General features: G+C 66.6%; 12 protein-coding genes and 2 pseudogenes. 10 read left to right on the forward strand and 4 right to left on the reverse strand.

Translation table 11 applies throughout. The features are described 5' to 3' along the window. Positions 1–98: 98 nt before the first annotated feature. The gene (rnd, locus tag APM_RS08660; protein WP_007422988.1) at positions 99–1277 is read right to left on the reverse strand and encodes a ribonuclease D; all 1179 of its coding nucleotides are present in this window, start codon (positions 1275–1277) and stop codon (positions 99–101) included. Positions 1278–1361: 84 nt separating this feature from the next. Between rnd and aspS the strand changes: the two genes are divergently transcribed. Together aspS and APM_RS08670 are read left to right on the forward strand one after the other, a co-directional pair. Beyond that, positions 1362–3149 (forward strand): aspartate--tRNA ligase, encoded by a 1788-nt coding sequence (gene aspS, locus APM_RS08665; RefSeq protein ID WP_007422989.1) that lies wholly within the window; start codon positions 1362–1364, stop codon positions 3147–3149. Between the two features lie 81 nt (positions 3150–3230). Next, positions 3231–4220 carry an MDR family oxidoreductase gene (locus APM_RS08670; RefSeq protein WP_007422990.1) on the forward strand — a complete coding sequence of 330 codons (990 nt, stop codon included), beginning with the start codon at positions 3231–3233 and terminating at the stop codon, positions 4218–4220. Between the two features lie 9 nt (positions 4221–4229). Here APM_RS08670 and APM_RS08675 read toward each other — a convergent pair whose 3' ends face one another. Further along, entirely contained in the window at positions 4230–5408 is a 1179-nt protein-coding gene (locus tag APM_RS08675) for an MFS transporter (protein ID WP_007422991.1), read from the reverse strand. 117 nt (positions 5409–5525) lie between these two features. Beyond that, the gene (locus APM_RS08680; RefSeq protein WP_007422992.1) at positions 5526–7178 is read right to left on the reverse strand and encodes an AMP-binding protein; all 1653 of its coding nucleotides are present in this window, start codon (positions 7176–7178) and stop codon (positions 5526–5528) included. 121 nt (positions 7179–7299) lie between these two features. Between APM_RS08680 and APM_RS08685 the strand changes: the two genes are divergently transcribed. The 3 genes from APM_RS08685 (at position 7300) to APM_RS22595 (ending at position 8448) form a co-directional block, all read left to right on the forward strand. Next, on the forward strand, positions 7300–7770 hold the full coding sequence (locus APM_RS08685; RefSeq protein ID WP_007422993.1) for a Fur family transcriptional regulator: 471 nt from the start codon (positions 7300–7302) through the stop codon (positions 7768–7770). A gap of 146 nt (positions 7771–7916) precedes the next feature. Next, positions 7917–8138 (forward strand): hypothetical protein, encoded by a 222-nt coding sequence (locus APM_RS22590; RefSeq protein ID WP_241763127.1) that lies wholly within the window; start codon positions 7917–7919, stop codon positions 8136–8138. A 166-nt stretch (positions 8139–8304) separates the two neighbouring features. After that, positions 8305–8448, forward strand: a complete 144-nt coding sequence (locus APM_RS22595) for a hypothetical protein (RefSeq protein ID WP_241763128.1) — start codon at positions 8305–8307, stop codon at positions 8446–8448. A gap of 106 nt (positions 8449–8554) precedes the next feature. On the opposite strand, the pseudogene APM_RS08695 reads toward APM_RS22595, so the two are convergent. Further along, a pseudogene (locus APM_RS08695) lies at positions 8555–9433 on the reverse strand (IS5 family transposase). A gap of 515 nt (positions 9434–9948) precedes the next feature. Between APM_RS08695 and APM_RS08700 the strand changes: the two are divergent. From APM_RS08700 to APM_RS08715, 5 genes and pseudogenes are all read left to right on the forward strand, one after another. Beyond that, a complete protein-coding gene (locus tag APM_RS08700) occupies positions 9949–10539 on the forward strand; it encodes a heme-binding protein (RefSeq protein ID WP_007422997.1) in 591 nt (196 codons plus the stop codon). Positions 10540–10798: 259 nt separating this feature from the next. Then, a pseudogene (locus APM_RS20325) lies at positions 10799–10977 on the forward strand (IS701 family transposase); the annotation flags it as partial. Positions 10978–11348: 371 nt separating this feature from the next. Further along, complete coding sequence (locus APM_RS08705) at positions 11349–12173, forward strand: 3-hydroxybutyrate dehydrogenase (RefSeq protein ID WP_048858214.1); 825 nt, start codon at positions 11349–11351, stop codon at positions 12171–12173. Continuing rightward, complete coding sequence (locus tag APM_RS08710) at positions 12163–12762, forward strand: SIS domain-containing protein (protein WP_007422999.1); 600 nt, start codon at positions 12163–12165, stop codon at positions 12760–12762. Before APM_RS08705 ends, APM_RS08710 begins: the two co-directional genes overlap by 11 nt. Beyond that, on the forward strand, positions 12759–13727 hold the full coding sequence (locus tag APM_RS08715) for an NAD-dependent epimerase/dehydratase family protein (protein WP_007423000.1): 969 nt from the start codon (positions 12759–12761) through the stop codon (positions 13725–13727). Before APM_RS08710 ends, APM_RS08715 begins: the two co-directional genes overlap by 4 nt. Positions 13728–14082 lie beyond the last annotated feature (355 nt).

Consider the following 14082-nt stretch of genomic DNA (forward strand, 5'->3'; position numbering starts at 1 on the left):
GCGCCATCGCGCTCTCTTATCTCACGAACTGGCCGGTTGGCTGTTTCGCCGGGCTCGGCGGCGCTGGCTGCTACGCGCTGGGCCGGGCACTGCTGTGATCAGGGCAGGTCGACGACCTCGACCCGGCGGCCGCGCGCGGCGAGCGCGATGCGCCCGCCCTTGAGGCGCAGCGCGTCGTTGCCGAACAACTCGGCGCGCCAGCCTTGCAGGCAGGGCAGGTTCGGCGCGTCCTCGCTGGCGAGGCGGTCGATATCCTCGGCGGAGGCGATCAGCCGGGCGGCGACGTGGTTCGCCCCGGCCCGCTCGGCGAGCAGGACCTTGAGCAAGGCCACGAGGCCGGCGGGCGGGCGGGCGCTTTCGGGGGCGCGCGGCGCCTCCGGCAGTTCGGCATCGGGGATCGCCTTCGTCGAGGCGATCACCTCCAGTAGCGCCCGGCCGGACTTGCCGCCGGCGAAGCCGCTGGAGATGCCGCGCACCCGCGTCAGCCCCTCGGCATCCGCCGGGGCGAGGGCGGCGAGTTCGGGGATCTGCTCGTCGCGCACGATGCGCTGGCGCGGCACGTTCACCCGCATCGCCTCGCGCTCGCGCCAGGCGGCGATCGCCTTGACCAGCGCGAGCTGCCGGCGATTGCCGCCGCGCAGCTTGAGCCGGCGCCAGGCATCCTCGGGCTCGGTGCGGTAGGTCGCGGGATCGGCCAGCACCGCCGCTTCCTCGGCCACCCAGTCGAGCCGGCCTTCCCGCGTCAGCCGGGCGCGCAGGCCTTCATAGACCGGGCGCAGCCAGGTGACATCCGCCGCGGCATAGGCGATCTGCGCGCGGGAGAGCGGCCGGGCCGACCAGTCGGAGAAGCGGTGCGCCTTGTCGATCCGGCCGCCGGCAAGCGAGGAGACCAGCGTGTCATACCCGACCTGGTCGCCGAAGCCGGCGACCATCGCCGCCACCTGGGTGTCGAACAGCGGTGCGGGCACGGCACCGAATTTCAGCAGGAAGATCTCGATGTCCTGCCGGCAGGCGTGGAACACCTTGGTAACCGCCGGGTTGGCGAACAGCGCGCCGAGCGGGGCGAGGTCGAGCCCCTCGGACTGCGCGTCGATCACCGCGACATCGTTCGCACCGCCGAGCTGGACCACGCAAAGCTCGGGAAAATAGGTCTTTTCCCGCATGAACTCGGTATCGACGGTGACGAAGGGCTCGGCCGCCAGACGGTCGCAAAGGGCGGCGAGGGCCTCGGTGGTCTCGATCAGCACGGGTTCGGGAAAGCTCGGGCTCGGTTTCATGCGCGATCAACTGGCACGCAACGTCTTGACAGGAAAGACCCGCGCCGCTCATTTGCCGCTGTTTTCTGTCAGGACTGGCTCCCCATGCACGAATATCGCACCCATGATTGCGGCGCCCTGCGCGCTGCCGATGCCGGCATCACCGCGCGCCTTTCGGGCTGGGTGAACGTGAAGCGCGACCATGGCGGGCTGCTCTTCATCGACCTGCGCGACCATTACGGGATCACCCAATGCGTGTTTCCCGCCGGCTCGCCGGTGTTCGCCGCGGCCGAGGCGCTGCGGGCGGAGAGCGTCATCACCGTTACCGGCCGGGTGGTGAAGCGCGATGCCGACACGGTGAACCCCCGCCTGCCGACCGGCGAGATCGAGCTGGTGGCCGAGACGGTCGAGGTGCAGTCCACCGCCGACGTGCTGCCGATCCAGGTTGCCGGCGAGGCCCAGTTCCCCGAGGAGCTGCGCCTGCGCTACCGCTTCCTCGACCTGCGCCGCGAGAAGCTGCACCGCAACATCATGCTCCGCGCCAACGTGATCGCCTGGCTGCGTCGGGAGATGACGGCGCGCGGCTTCACCGAGTTCACCACGCCGATCCTGACCGCTTCCAGCCCCGAGGGCGCGCGCGACTTCCTCGTGCCCTCGCGCGTGCATCCGGGCCAGTTCTACGCGCTGCCGCAGGCGCCGCAGCAGTTCAAGCAGCTGCTCATGGTCGCCGGCTTCGACCGCTATTTCCAGATCGCCCCCTGCTTCCGCGACGAGGCGAGCCGCGCCGACCGCGCGCCCGGCGAGTTCTACCAGCTCGATTTCGAGATGAGCTTCGTGACGCAGGAGGACGTGTTCGCCACGATCGAGCCGGTGCTCGGCGGGCTGTTCCGCGAATTCGGCGGCGGGCGCGGCGTCACGCAATGGCCGTTCCCGCGCATCGCCTATGACGAGGCGCTGCTGAAATACGGCTCGGACAAGCCGGACCTACGCAACCCGCTGCTGATCACCGACGTGACCGAGGCGTTCCGCGATTCGGGCTTCGGCCTGTTCGCGAAGATCGTCGCCGGCGGCGGCGTGGTCCGTGCCATTCCCGCGCCGGGCACGGGGGGCAATCCGCGCTCCTTCTTCGACAAGCTCAACGACTGGGCGCGGTCGGAAGGGGCGGGCGGCCTCGGCTACATCATCTTTGCTCCGGACGGGGCCAAGGGGCCGATCGCGAAGAACCTCGAACCGGCTCGCGCCGAGGCCATCCGGGAGGCTACGGGCGCCAGCGTCGGTGACGCCGTCTTCTTCGCCGCCGGCAAGCCGCTGGAGGCGGCGAAATTCGCCGGCACTGTGCGCACGAAGCTCGGCATCGATCTCGGCCTGATCGACGGTGCCAAATTCGAGTTCTGCTGGATCGTCGATTTCCCGATGTACGAGCGCGACGAGGAGACCGGGCAGATCGTGTTCAGCCACAACCCGTTCTCGATGCCGCAGGGCGGGCTGGAGGCGCTGAACGGGCAGGACCCGCTGACGATCAAGGCGTTCCAGTACGACATCGTTTGCAACGGCGTCGAACTGTCGTCGGGGGCGATCCGCAACCACCGGCCGGACATCATGCTGCGCGCCTTCGAGATCGCCGGCTACGGCGCCGAGGAGGTCGAGGCGCGGTTCGGCGGCATGCTCAACGCCTTCCGCTATGGCGCGCCGCCGCATGGCGGCTCGGCACCGGGGGTGGATCGCATGGTGATGCTGCTGGCCGACGAGCCCAACCTGCGCGAGGTCATCGCCTTCCCGCTCAACCAGCAGGGCCAGGACCTGCTGATGGGCGCACCGGCGCCGGTCCCCGCCGCGCGGCTCAAGGAACTCTCGCTCGCCATCGCGCTGCCGCCCGCGCCGAAGAAGGGCTGAGACGCCGCCGTCCCTGTGCATCGGCGCCGCCGCCCGCTAAACCGGGGGTAGAACGCCGATCACCGGTGAGGAGGAGCGAACATGTCCGACGAATTCCGCGCCCTGGTCATCCGCAAGGACGAGTCCGGCCAGAGTTGCCGCGCCGAGACCCTGCGCGATGACAATCTCATGGAGGGCAGCGTCACCGTCGCGGTCAGCCATTCCACGGTGAACTACAAGGACGGGCTGGCGATCACCGGCAGCGCGCCGATCGCCCGGCGGTTTCCGCTGATCCCGGGGATCGACTTCGCCGGCACCGTCACCGCCAGCGTCGATCCCCGCTTCAAGCCGGGTGACGCCGTGCTGCTCAACGGTTTCGGCGTCGGCGAGACGCATCACGGCGGCTATGCCGGGCGCGCCCGCGTTCCTGGCGACTGGCTGATCCATATCCCCGCCGGGCTCAGCGCCGCCGAGACCATGGCCATCGGTACTGCCGGCTACACGGCGATGCTCGCCGTCATGGCGCTGGAGGCGCAGGGGATCAGCAAGGAGAACGGGGATATTCTTGTCACCGGTGCGGCGGGCGGCGTGGGGTCGATCGCGATTTCGCTGCTTGCCCATGCCGGGTATCGCGTGCTCGCCTCGTCGCGCCGGGCGGAGCAAGAGGCCGATTACCTGACCTCGCTCGGGGCGGCCGAGATCATCGATGCGGCGACGCTGTCGGCGCCCGGGCGGCCCTTCGGCAAGGAGCGCTGGGCGGGGGCGATCGATTCCGTCGGCAGCCATACGCTGGCGAACGTGCTGGCGCAGACGCGCTATGGCGGGGTGGTCGCCGCTTGCGGCCTCGCCCAGGGGAGCGACCTGCCGGCGACCGTGCTGCCATTCATCCTGCGCGGGGTTACCCTCGCCGGGATCGATTCGGTGATGGCGCCGCGGGCGAAGCGCGAGGCGGCCTGGTCCCGCCTTGCCGCCGAACTCGACCGGGCGACGCTGGCCCGGCTGACCACGACGATCGGCTTCGAGGCGATCGGGGCGGCGGCGGCGGAGATCGTCGCCGGCAAGGTGCGCGGGCGCATCGTCGTCGAGATTTGAGGCGCTGTATCAGGTCCGCTTCGGGTGCGTCCGCGGGCCGAGACGCAGCGCGAGAAGGGCGGCGGCGAGCAGGATCGCGACCAGCAGCCAGAGAATGTGCAGCGGCGGGACGGCGGAGGAGATCAGCCCGAGCCCCATCAGCCCGACCGCCGCCAGCCCATTCGAGAGGCCGAGCGCGATGCCGGAGCCGAGCGAGCGGTTCTCGGGGAAGATGTCCTGCCCCACGAGGATGCCGACCGGCAGGGTGGCGAAGAGGGCGATGCCGAGCAGGCCGAGCGCGATCCATTGCGCCGCTCCGCTGGTGAGCAGGAAGACCGCGAGCAGTGCCGCGCCGGCGAGGCTGGAGCCGGCGAGGATCGGGCGGCGGCCGATCCGGTCGGCCAGGTGCCCGCCGCCGACATTGCCGATGATGCCGACCACGAGCATCACCGTGATCAGCGCCGCCCCCGCGGTCAGGCTGTGGCCGCGCAGGTGCCAGAGCACGGGCAGGAAGGTGGTGGTGCCGAAAATCGCCAGTGCACGCAGCGACTGGAAGGCGACGAGCGCGCTCATCGGCCCGAGATGGCGCCGCCAGGCGATCGGCTGTGCCGCGACATGGCGCGGCGGCTGCACCGGCAGCACCGCCCAGAGCAGCAGGATGCTCGCCACCGCCGGGATCGCCAGCAGCGAGAGCGCCTTCAGCCCCCAGGTGACGACGACGAAGCTCGCGATCAGCGGCCACAGCCCGCGCCCGACCTCGCCGCCGACCAGGAACAGCGACATGCCGAGCCCGACGCGCGGCCCGCTGAGCTGGCGCGCCCCCGCCAGCGCCTGCGGGTGGAACATCGCGTTGCTGATCCCGATCAGCACGAGTGCCGGGAGCAGCAGCGCAAGACTGCCGGAGCGGCCGATCAGCGCCGCCGCCAGCGCGGTGCCGAGCACGCCGGCGGCGATGAAGCCCCGGCCGCCGAAACGGTCCGCCAGCAGGCCGGTGCCGACCTGCAACGCCTGGCCGATCAGCAATGCCGCCATCACCGTGCCGGCGAGGGAGACGGGTTCCCCCATCGCCAGCAGCACCGCCGGTAGCACGCCGGGCAGGTAGTTGGCCGAACCGTCATTGAGGAAATGCAGCCAGCTCAGCGCCGCCAGCCGGCCATAGCGCACCGTGCCGCCGACCGTCCGCAATCCCTGGTCCATCACCACCGCCATTGGTTTTCTCCGCCGGCCGCCGCGCCGGGGGCCGGGATTTCACAAAAAGGGGAAGTTTGCATGACCAATCCGGCGGGGATTTGCAACCCGGCGGGCGGCGAGCCTTGGGCGGGGCAGCTATCCGCCAGCCTCGCGCTCCATCGCCTCGCGCATGATGAATTTCTGGATCTTGCCCGTCACCGTCATTGGGAACTCCTCGACGATGCGCACGATGCGGGGGATCTTGTAATGCGCGATCCGCCCCTCGCAGAAGCCGACCACCTCTGCGGGCGTGAGGGTCTCGCCGGGGTTGGGCTTCACCCAGGCGCAGGGCACCTCGCCCCACTTTGCATCCGCGATGCCGAAGACCGCGACGCTGGCGATCCTGGGGTGGGTGAACAGGAATTCCTCCACCTCGCGCGGGTAGATGTTCTCGCCGCCGCGGATCACCACGTCCTTGCTGCGGCCGACGATGGTGCAATAGCCCTCCTCGTCGATCACGCCGAGATCGCCGGTATGCATCCAGCCGGCGGCGTCGATCGCCTCGGCCGTTTTCGCAGCGTTGCCCCAGTAGCCGAGCATCACCGAATAGCCGCGCGTGCACAGCTCGCCCCGCTCGCCGCGTTTGACGATCCGGCCCTCGGCGTCGATCACCTTGACCTCGAGATGCGGGTGGATGCGCCCGACCGTCGCCACCCGGCGCTCGGGCGTGTCGTCGGTCGCGGACTGGAAGCTGACCGGGGAGGTCTCGGTCATGCCGTAGCAGATGGTGATTTCGGGCATGTGCATCCGGTTCATCACCCGGCGCATCACCTCGATCGGGCAGGAGGTGCCGGCCATGATCCCGCCGCGCAGCGAGGAGAGGTCGAATTCCTCGAACCCGGGATGTTCGAGCATGGCGATGAACATGGTCGGCACGCCGTAGAGATGGGCGCAGCGCTCCTCGGCCACGGCGGTCAGCGTTGCCAGCGCATCGAACCCGGCGGCGGGGTAGACCATCGTCGCGCCATGGGTGATGGCGGCGAGATTGCCCATCACCATGCCGAAGCAGTGATAGAGCGGCACCGGGATGCAGATCTTTTCTCCGTCCCGCAGGCCGATGCCCCGGCCGACGAAATAGCCGTTGTTGAGGATGTTGTGGTGCGAGAGCGTGGCGCCCTTGGGCGCGCCGGTCGTCCCCGAGGTGAACTGGATGTTGATCGGGTCGTCGAATTGCAGGTCGGCGCGCAGGGTCGCGAGGGTGGTGCGGCTCGCCGGGGTCGCGGCGGCGGCGATGGTGGCGAAGGGGGCCATGCTTGCGGGCAGATCCGCGGCGCTTTCCGCCGGGACGCCGATGACGAAGCGGCGTTCGAGATGCGGCAGGCGGTCTGGCGGAATGCTGTCCAGCATCGCCACGTAGTCGCTCGACTTGAAGGTCCGGGCGAGGACGAGGGCGCGGCACTGCACGTCGTTCAGCACGTATTCCAGCTCGGCGGTGCGATAGGCCGGGTTGATGGTGACGAGGATGATCCCCGCCCGCGCCGAGGCGAATTGCAGGATCGCCCATTCGGCATTGTTGGGCGACCAGATGCCGATGCGGTCGCCGCGGCGCATCCCGAGCGCGAGCAGGCCGGCGGCGACATCGTCCACCGCGCGGTCGAACGCTGCATAGGTGAAGCGCTCGCCGGTCTCGCGCACCACCAGCGCCTCGCGGTCGGGGTGGCGCCGCGCGGTTTCGGCCAGCGCCTCGCCGATGGTCACGCCGAGGCGCGGTGTGTCGCCCGGTCCCTGGACGTAGCTGATGCTCGTCATGGCTCGTTCTCTCCCTCCTGCCGAGCGTAATGCAGCCGCCGGGCGGCGCAAGGGGGCGGGTGGCAGTGCCGCTTCAGCCGCTCTATAACGGGGCGATGATCCCCCCGCCCGACCGCGCCTGATGCCGGCCCGCCCCAGCGCCACGATCGAGCGCCGGCTGGATGAAGCCGCCGCCGCCTGTGCTGCCGCCGGCCGGCAGCTCACCCGGCAGCGCCGCGCCGTGCTTGGCCTGATCCTTGCCGCCGACGGGCCGCTGACAGCCTACGAACTGCTCGACCGGCTGCGCGAGAGCCATCGCGGTGCGACCCCGGCGACGATCTATCGCGCGCTCGAATTCCTCATCGCGGCGGACCTCGTGCACAAGGTGGAGAGCCTGAGCGCCTATGTCTCCTGCGCCGACCCGGCGGGCGAGGCGCAGGGCCACACCCATGCGGCGCAGTTCTTCATCTGCCGCCAGTGCGGCGCCGTCGCCGAGCTGGAGGACGAGGCGGTGGCCGCCGCCCTTGCCACCGCCGCGGCGCGGATCGGCTTTGCCGCCGGCAGCGCGATCGTCGAGGTCGGCGGGCTCTGTGCCGCCTGTGCGGCGGGTTAGGAGACCTTTGCGCGGGTCGGCGTAGACCGGCGGGCTGGATTGCCGATTCCCGTGGCGGAAGTGATGCGGACGGTGGGGCATGGGGGCGCCGGCTGACGCCGGGGGCGTTGCGGCGATTTGCCGGCGGGGTGGGGAGTGTGGCGCTGGTGCTGGTCCCGGCGGTGGCGCTGGCGCTGCCGCAGGGCGGGCAGGTGACGGCGAGATCGGCGAGCATCGCGCACAGCGGCAACACGCTGACGGTCACGCAGACGAGCGGCAAGACCGCGATCGACTGGCAGGGGTTCAGCATCGGCGCCGGGCAGAGCGTGAAGTTCCGCCAGCCCGGGGCGAGCATCGCTCAAGGCGGCGTGGTCCTGCTGAGTGCTTAGGCGAAGGCCGCGCTGCTGCGGACGGTGGTGAGCGAGACCGGGCTCGTCGAGGCCGGCAGTGCTGTGTGTCGCAGCGCGGGACGATCACGCTGCCGGGCGGCGCGTCGGGCGCCGTGGCGGTGTCGGGCACGCTTGATGCGCACTCTTCTGCCGGTGCGGGCGGATCATGGCGACGGGTGCGATCCGCGGCGGGACGATCGCGGTGCGCGGCGGCGCGCGCGGCGCGCTGTGCGGGTTTGTCGAAACCTCGGGGGCATCACCTCGATACCTCGATGTCACCGGCGCGTCGGTGCGGACAGCCCGCTCCTGACCTTCTCCGGCACGTTCGAGGGTCTGGGCCACACGATCTCGAACCTCAAGGTTACGGGCGGTAGCGATGTCGGTCTGTTAGAGAATGAATCTGAATGATAATGCAACTATCGGTTGCGTGCGATTTTCCTTGTGAGCAGGCGGATATGGGCAAGGAAGAGCCATGCGGTGGCGCTGGTAATGGTTGCCTCGAAATCCTTTGCGAGGCGCCGGCATCTGCCGAGCCAGGCGAAGGTTCTCTCAGCCACCCAGCGTCGCGGCAGGAGTTCGAACCCGCTGGCGGCGTCGGAGCGCTTGACGATCTGTATGGTCCATTTGCCGATTTTGGCGAGGCGTCCGTTGAGTTTGGGACCGGGATAGCCGCCGTCGGCGAACACGTGCCGCAACCAGGGATACAGGGATTTGACGGATTTGAGCACGTCGGGCGCCCCATCCCGATCCTGAATACCGGCATGATGAACGACGGCACCGACGAGGTGGCCGATTATATTCGGTGACGATGTGGCGCTTGCGTCCCTTGATCTTCTTTCCGGCATCGAACCCGCGCGGCCCGCCGGCTTCGGTGGTCTTGACCGACTGGCTGTCGATCACGCCGGCTGTGGGAGACGCCTGGCGTCCGGCCATTTCCCGCGCCTGCATGACCAGGACGTGATTGATGCGATCAAACGTGCCGTCGCGACAGAAGCGGTAGAAATAGCCCTGCACAGTGGTGAACGGCGCGAATTCCTTCGGGATCTGCCACCTCCGGCGGCATTCCACCTGCTCCGCAGGCGGAACCTTGAGCCGCCTCCGCCACTGACAGCCGGTCGACAGCATGTAGAAGATGGCCTCCACAATCCTTCGCAGCTCCACCGTTCGGGGCCGGCCTCGATGCGGCGGCGAGGGCATGAACGGTTCGATCAAGGCCCATTCGGCGTCGGTGAGGGCGCTTGCGTAGTGCAATACGGCCCGGCAATATCGTGCCGGGCGATTTCAGTCCAGGCCATCGTGTCTCCGTTCGTCTTCGCAAACGAAGTGAATCACAACCCGCGGAAATTGCTCAACTTATCTTTTGCGGTCCGGCTCTGAGAGATGCTGGCGTCTGCTTTTCCATAGGTCCTGGCTGGAGTCCGGCGTCAGTATTTGAATATCTCCGCGAACAAGGCTTGGTAATCGGCTCCTGCCAAAGGGCATTTTGGCGTGGGCCCAATAATTATTTCATAGAAGAAATAAAATAGCTTTACTCATTTTTACCGAATTTGCTTACCGACGTGGAGGACTGCCGCGCCGGCTAACGCCGACGATAGCTGAGCGGTCGCCCGAGAACCCGCTTATGGAGCCGCTTGGCAGTCCCGCAAAGGCATTGGCACTTCGGGATCTGATTAGGTAGCATTATCACATATAAGCTCAGGGCGGGTTGGTGGTCTTATCTATTGCAGGTCCGGTCCGATGCACCATATCTCCAACACCCATGCGCAAGATCGCCGCATTGACTTCGCTCCTTGTCCTTGGAGGATGTACCGTGTTCGGAATTCGGTCCGGCACGCCGCAGCCTGACTATACCGTCACCGGACGGGTTGGCGCGGTGCAGCTTCGCGCCTACGGACCGCGGCTCGCGGCGGAAACGACTGTCAAGGGCGGAGAAATCGACTCCCGTTCCATCGGCTTCCGCAGGCTTGCATCCTATATCTTCGGGGCCAACACCAAGCCGGGCGGCGGCAGTGGCAAAATCGCGATGACCGCCCCCGTCGAACAGGATGGCGCCGGCAGCAGCCGGATTGCGATGACTGCGCCGGTCGCCCAGCAAGGCGGCGACGGTAGTTGGACCATCCGCTTCTTCCTGCCCGCCGGCATGACGATGGCCACGGCCCCGCGCCCGCGGGATCCATTGGTCCACCTCGTCGAGGTTCCCGCCGTAACGATGGCGGTCCTGCGCTTTTCCGGCAGTCCTGGCGCCCGCGTGGTCGCGGCGCACAGCGAAAGGCTGCTCGCGACGCTGGCCCACTCCCCCTGGAAGCCCGACGGCCGCGTCGTCGCCTGGTTCTACGATCCGCCCTGGACACTGCCCTGGCTGCGCCGCAACGAGGTCGCCGTCCCCGTCGAGCGCCGCTAGAAGCGCTGGGAATTCGATTCTTACGCATGATAATGCTTTTATCATGCAGAGAAGTTGCAGCGTTTCGGCTGATCTCTCCGGCTATTCGCTCGCGCGCAGGTCAGCGCCGTTGAACAATCCCGCCCGCTGGTCCGCTGTCCGCCCACGACGGCTGCGCAATCGCGCGGACACCGGAGGTGACCTCCGAATTGCGCGGCAAAGCCACTGACGTTTTCATGGTCATATTATTTAAAATGCGGCCCGAGGGCCTGCTCCATCTGTCGAAGGCCATCGTCGGGCGATCGAAGACAGCCTGGAGACCACGAAGAACGAATTCGCCTTGACCACAGCGAGACCCGGTCCTGGCACGGGTGGCATCGTCACGTCTCGTTCGTGATGCTCGCCTTCGTCGCGATGGCGGTGGTCCAATATCGAGCCAACGATACGACGTCCCCAAAAAAGAAGGCCGAGCATGCCGACCCTCAGGAACGGATACTCTGGCCTGTTCAGGAAGTCAGCTGTATCGCGCAACAAGCGCGCTCAGCGCCGGATCGAACCCGCCGACATCATCGCGTGGCTATGTTGGCGATGCACTCACCATGCCGCACCCAGACGGGCTCATCAAAATCTGAAATGCGACCGCAATGCCAGCTTCAACTCGGACCACTCACTGGGGGCCGGTCACTTCATCCCGTCGGCATCGGGGCACTCCTCGTGCTTCACCAAATTGCTTTGTCGCATTAGAACTTTCGCCGATTCAGGGCCCTGATGCGGCTGCCCCATGAGAAATGCGGGTTAACCCCTCAAGCCCTCTTGAAGCGCTGTGCTCCATGGCGCAGAACGATTCGACACTGACATTGGGGGTACCCGTGAGTCTCAGGGGCAAGGTTGCGCTGGTAACCGGTTCGACCAGCGGTATCGGTCTTGGCATTGCGCGTGCGCTGGCTGCACAGGGTGCGGACATCATGCTGAACGGGTTCGGCGACACAGCGAAAATCGAGGATTTGCGGGCCTCTCTTGGCGGGGAGTTTGGTGTTCGCGTCGCATTTGACGGGGCGGATCTGACCCGCCCGGCGGAGATCAGGCGACTGGTGACGCGGGCCGAAGCTGACCTCGGCTCGATCGATATTCTGGTGAACAATGCCGGGATCCAGCATGTGGCACCGGTCGAGGATTTTCCCGACGAGAAGTGGGATGCAATCATCGCGCTCAACCTTTCCGCCGTATTTCACGCAATGAAGTCCGCGGTGCCGCTGATGCGCCGGCGCGGTTGGGGGCGGATCGTCAATATTGCCTCCGCTCATGGACTGGTCGCGAGCGGGCAGAAGATCGCCTATGTCGCGGCGAAGCACGGCGTGGTCGGGGCGACCAAGACGGTTGCGATCGAGTGCGCGAACGACGGCATCACGGTAAATGCGATCTGTCCCGGCTGGGTCCTGACGCCGCTCGTCGAGGCGCAGATCGAGGCACGGGCGGCATCGAACCGCACCACGGTGCAGGACGAGGCCAAGGCGTTGCTCGCAGAGAAGCAGCCGATGCTCGAATTCACCACGCCAGGCAAGATCGGCGCCTTTGTCGCTTTTCTCTGCTCCGAAGCGGCTTCGACCGTCACAGGCGCGGCCCTTTCCATCGACGGTGGCTGGGTTGCCCACTGAGCGGGGTGAAGCGGCGCATATCGCCGCGCTGCTCCGGCGCGGCGCCGCGCTGAAGCAGGCTCTCGCCGAGGCGCCCGAACCGGTGATAGCCATCGTTGACGCCTGTGAGGCGGCGATTCGCGCCGGGAACAAACTGATGTTCTGCGGCAATGGGGGATCGGCGGCCGATTCCCAGCATCTGGCGACGGAATTGCTGATCCGCCTGCGCGGCAGCGTGGCGCGCGACTCCTGGCCTGCGTTGGCGCTGACGCTCGATCCCGCCGCCTTGACCGCCGCGGGGAACGATTTTGGCTTCGACGAGGTTTTCGCCCGACCGCTTGCCGGCCTCGGCCGCAGCGGCGATGTGCTGTTTGGAATTACCACGTCCGGCCGTTCGCCCTCAGTCCTGCGGGCGCTGGAGGTGGCGCGGGACAAGGGGATCGTCACGGTGGGCATGCTGGGCGGCGATGGCGGGCCGGCACTGGCGTTGTGCGATCATGCCATAATCGTGCCGGACGACACCACGGCGAGAATTCAGGAATGCCATATCACGCTTGGCCATATCATTCTTGAGTTGCTCGAGGATCGACTGACGGATGCACGCAGGTGAAGGTCCTGTTGACCGGTGCGGCTGGGTTTATCGGCTATCACGTCGCCGAGGCTCTTCTCTCGCGTGGTGCGCTTGTCGCCGGGGTGGACGATCTTAATCCGTATTACGATGTCAGGCTGAAGCATGCGCGGCTCGATCGGCTGGGTGCGCATGATGGCTTTCGCTTTCACCGGGTCGATATCGCCGATCATGCGGCGTTGCGCGCGGTCGGCGATGATTGGGATGTCATCGTTCATCTCGCGGCGCAGGCCGGCGTGCGCTATTCGATCGACAACCCATTCGCTTACGCTGCGGCGAACCTGGTGGGGCATCTTTCTGTCCTGGAAGTGGCGCGCCATGTGCCACGGCTAAAGCATCTCGTGTATGCGAGTTCGTCATCCGTATACGGAGCCGGAACACCGTTGCCCTATGCCGAGACGGCGCGAGCAGATCGGCCTCAATCGCTCTATGCGGCGACGAAGCGAGCAGACGAGTTGATGAGCGCAGCATACGCGCATCTCTACGGAATTCGGCAGACCGGATTGCGCTTTTTTACGGTCTACGGGCCGTGGGGGCGACCGGACATGGCCTATTTCGGTTTTGCCGAAGCTATCATGGCCGGGCGCCCCATCACCCTCTACGAGGCCGGGACGCTAAAGCGCGATTTCACCTACATCGACGATATTGTCGAAGGTGTGATGGGTGTGATCGAGCATGCGCCCGCAGAGGTTGGCGCGCATCGGATCTTCAACATCGGGAATCATCGGGCTGAATTCGTTCGTGACCTTGTGCAGCTGCTCGAAGAGGAACTGGGACGAAAAGCTGTGATCGTCGACGCATCGCGTCCGCCGGCTGATCCTGTCGAGACATGCGCTGACCTTTCGGCTCTCGCCGAGTTGACCGGATTTGCGCCGAAAACCAATCTGAATCAGGGGATTAAGAAATTTGTTTCCTGGTATCGCATTTGGTGCGCGGAGAGGGGTTGACGGTCCGGTTGGGGTGTAATAGATCAGTCACATCGACGGCGGCGCTGAATGAATGTGCCGACGGGGTGATGTTCGGCGGGACGGAAGTTCCGTCGTTTTGTTCTTTGAGGATTGTGAATAGGCTAGGAAGGGATACGTTGGTGGCGTTTGGCTGCTGGGCTTGAGGGTCTGGTGGTTGGAGCTGAGGCTTAGGCTTAGGTCTGGGTTTTGGTGGTGGTTCTTGAGGGTTGGCTGGTGATCTGGGTTTATGTGATCTGGATGATTATCTGGTCTTTAGGGGCTGATTTGAACGCTGTCTGATGTATTCATTCTGTGAATGTGACAGATGTTTCGAGTTCTGTCTGGGGCTGAGAGG

Source organism: Acidiphilium sp. PM (assembly GCF_000219295.1).
GTDB lineage: Bacteria > Pseudomonadota > Alphaproteobacteria > Acetobacterales > Acetobacteraceae > Acidiphilium > Acidiphilium multivorum.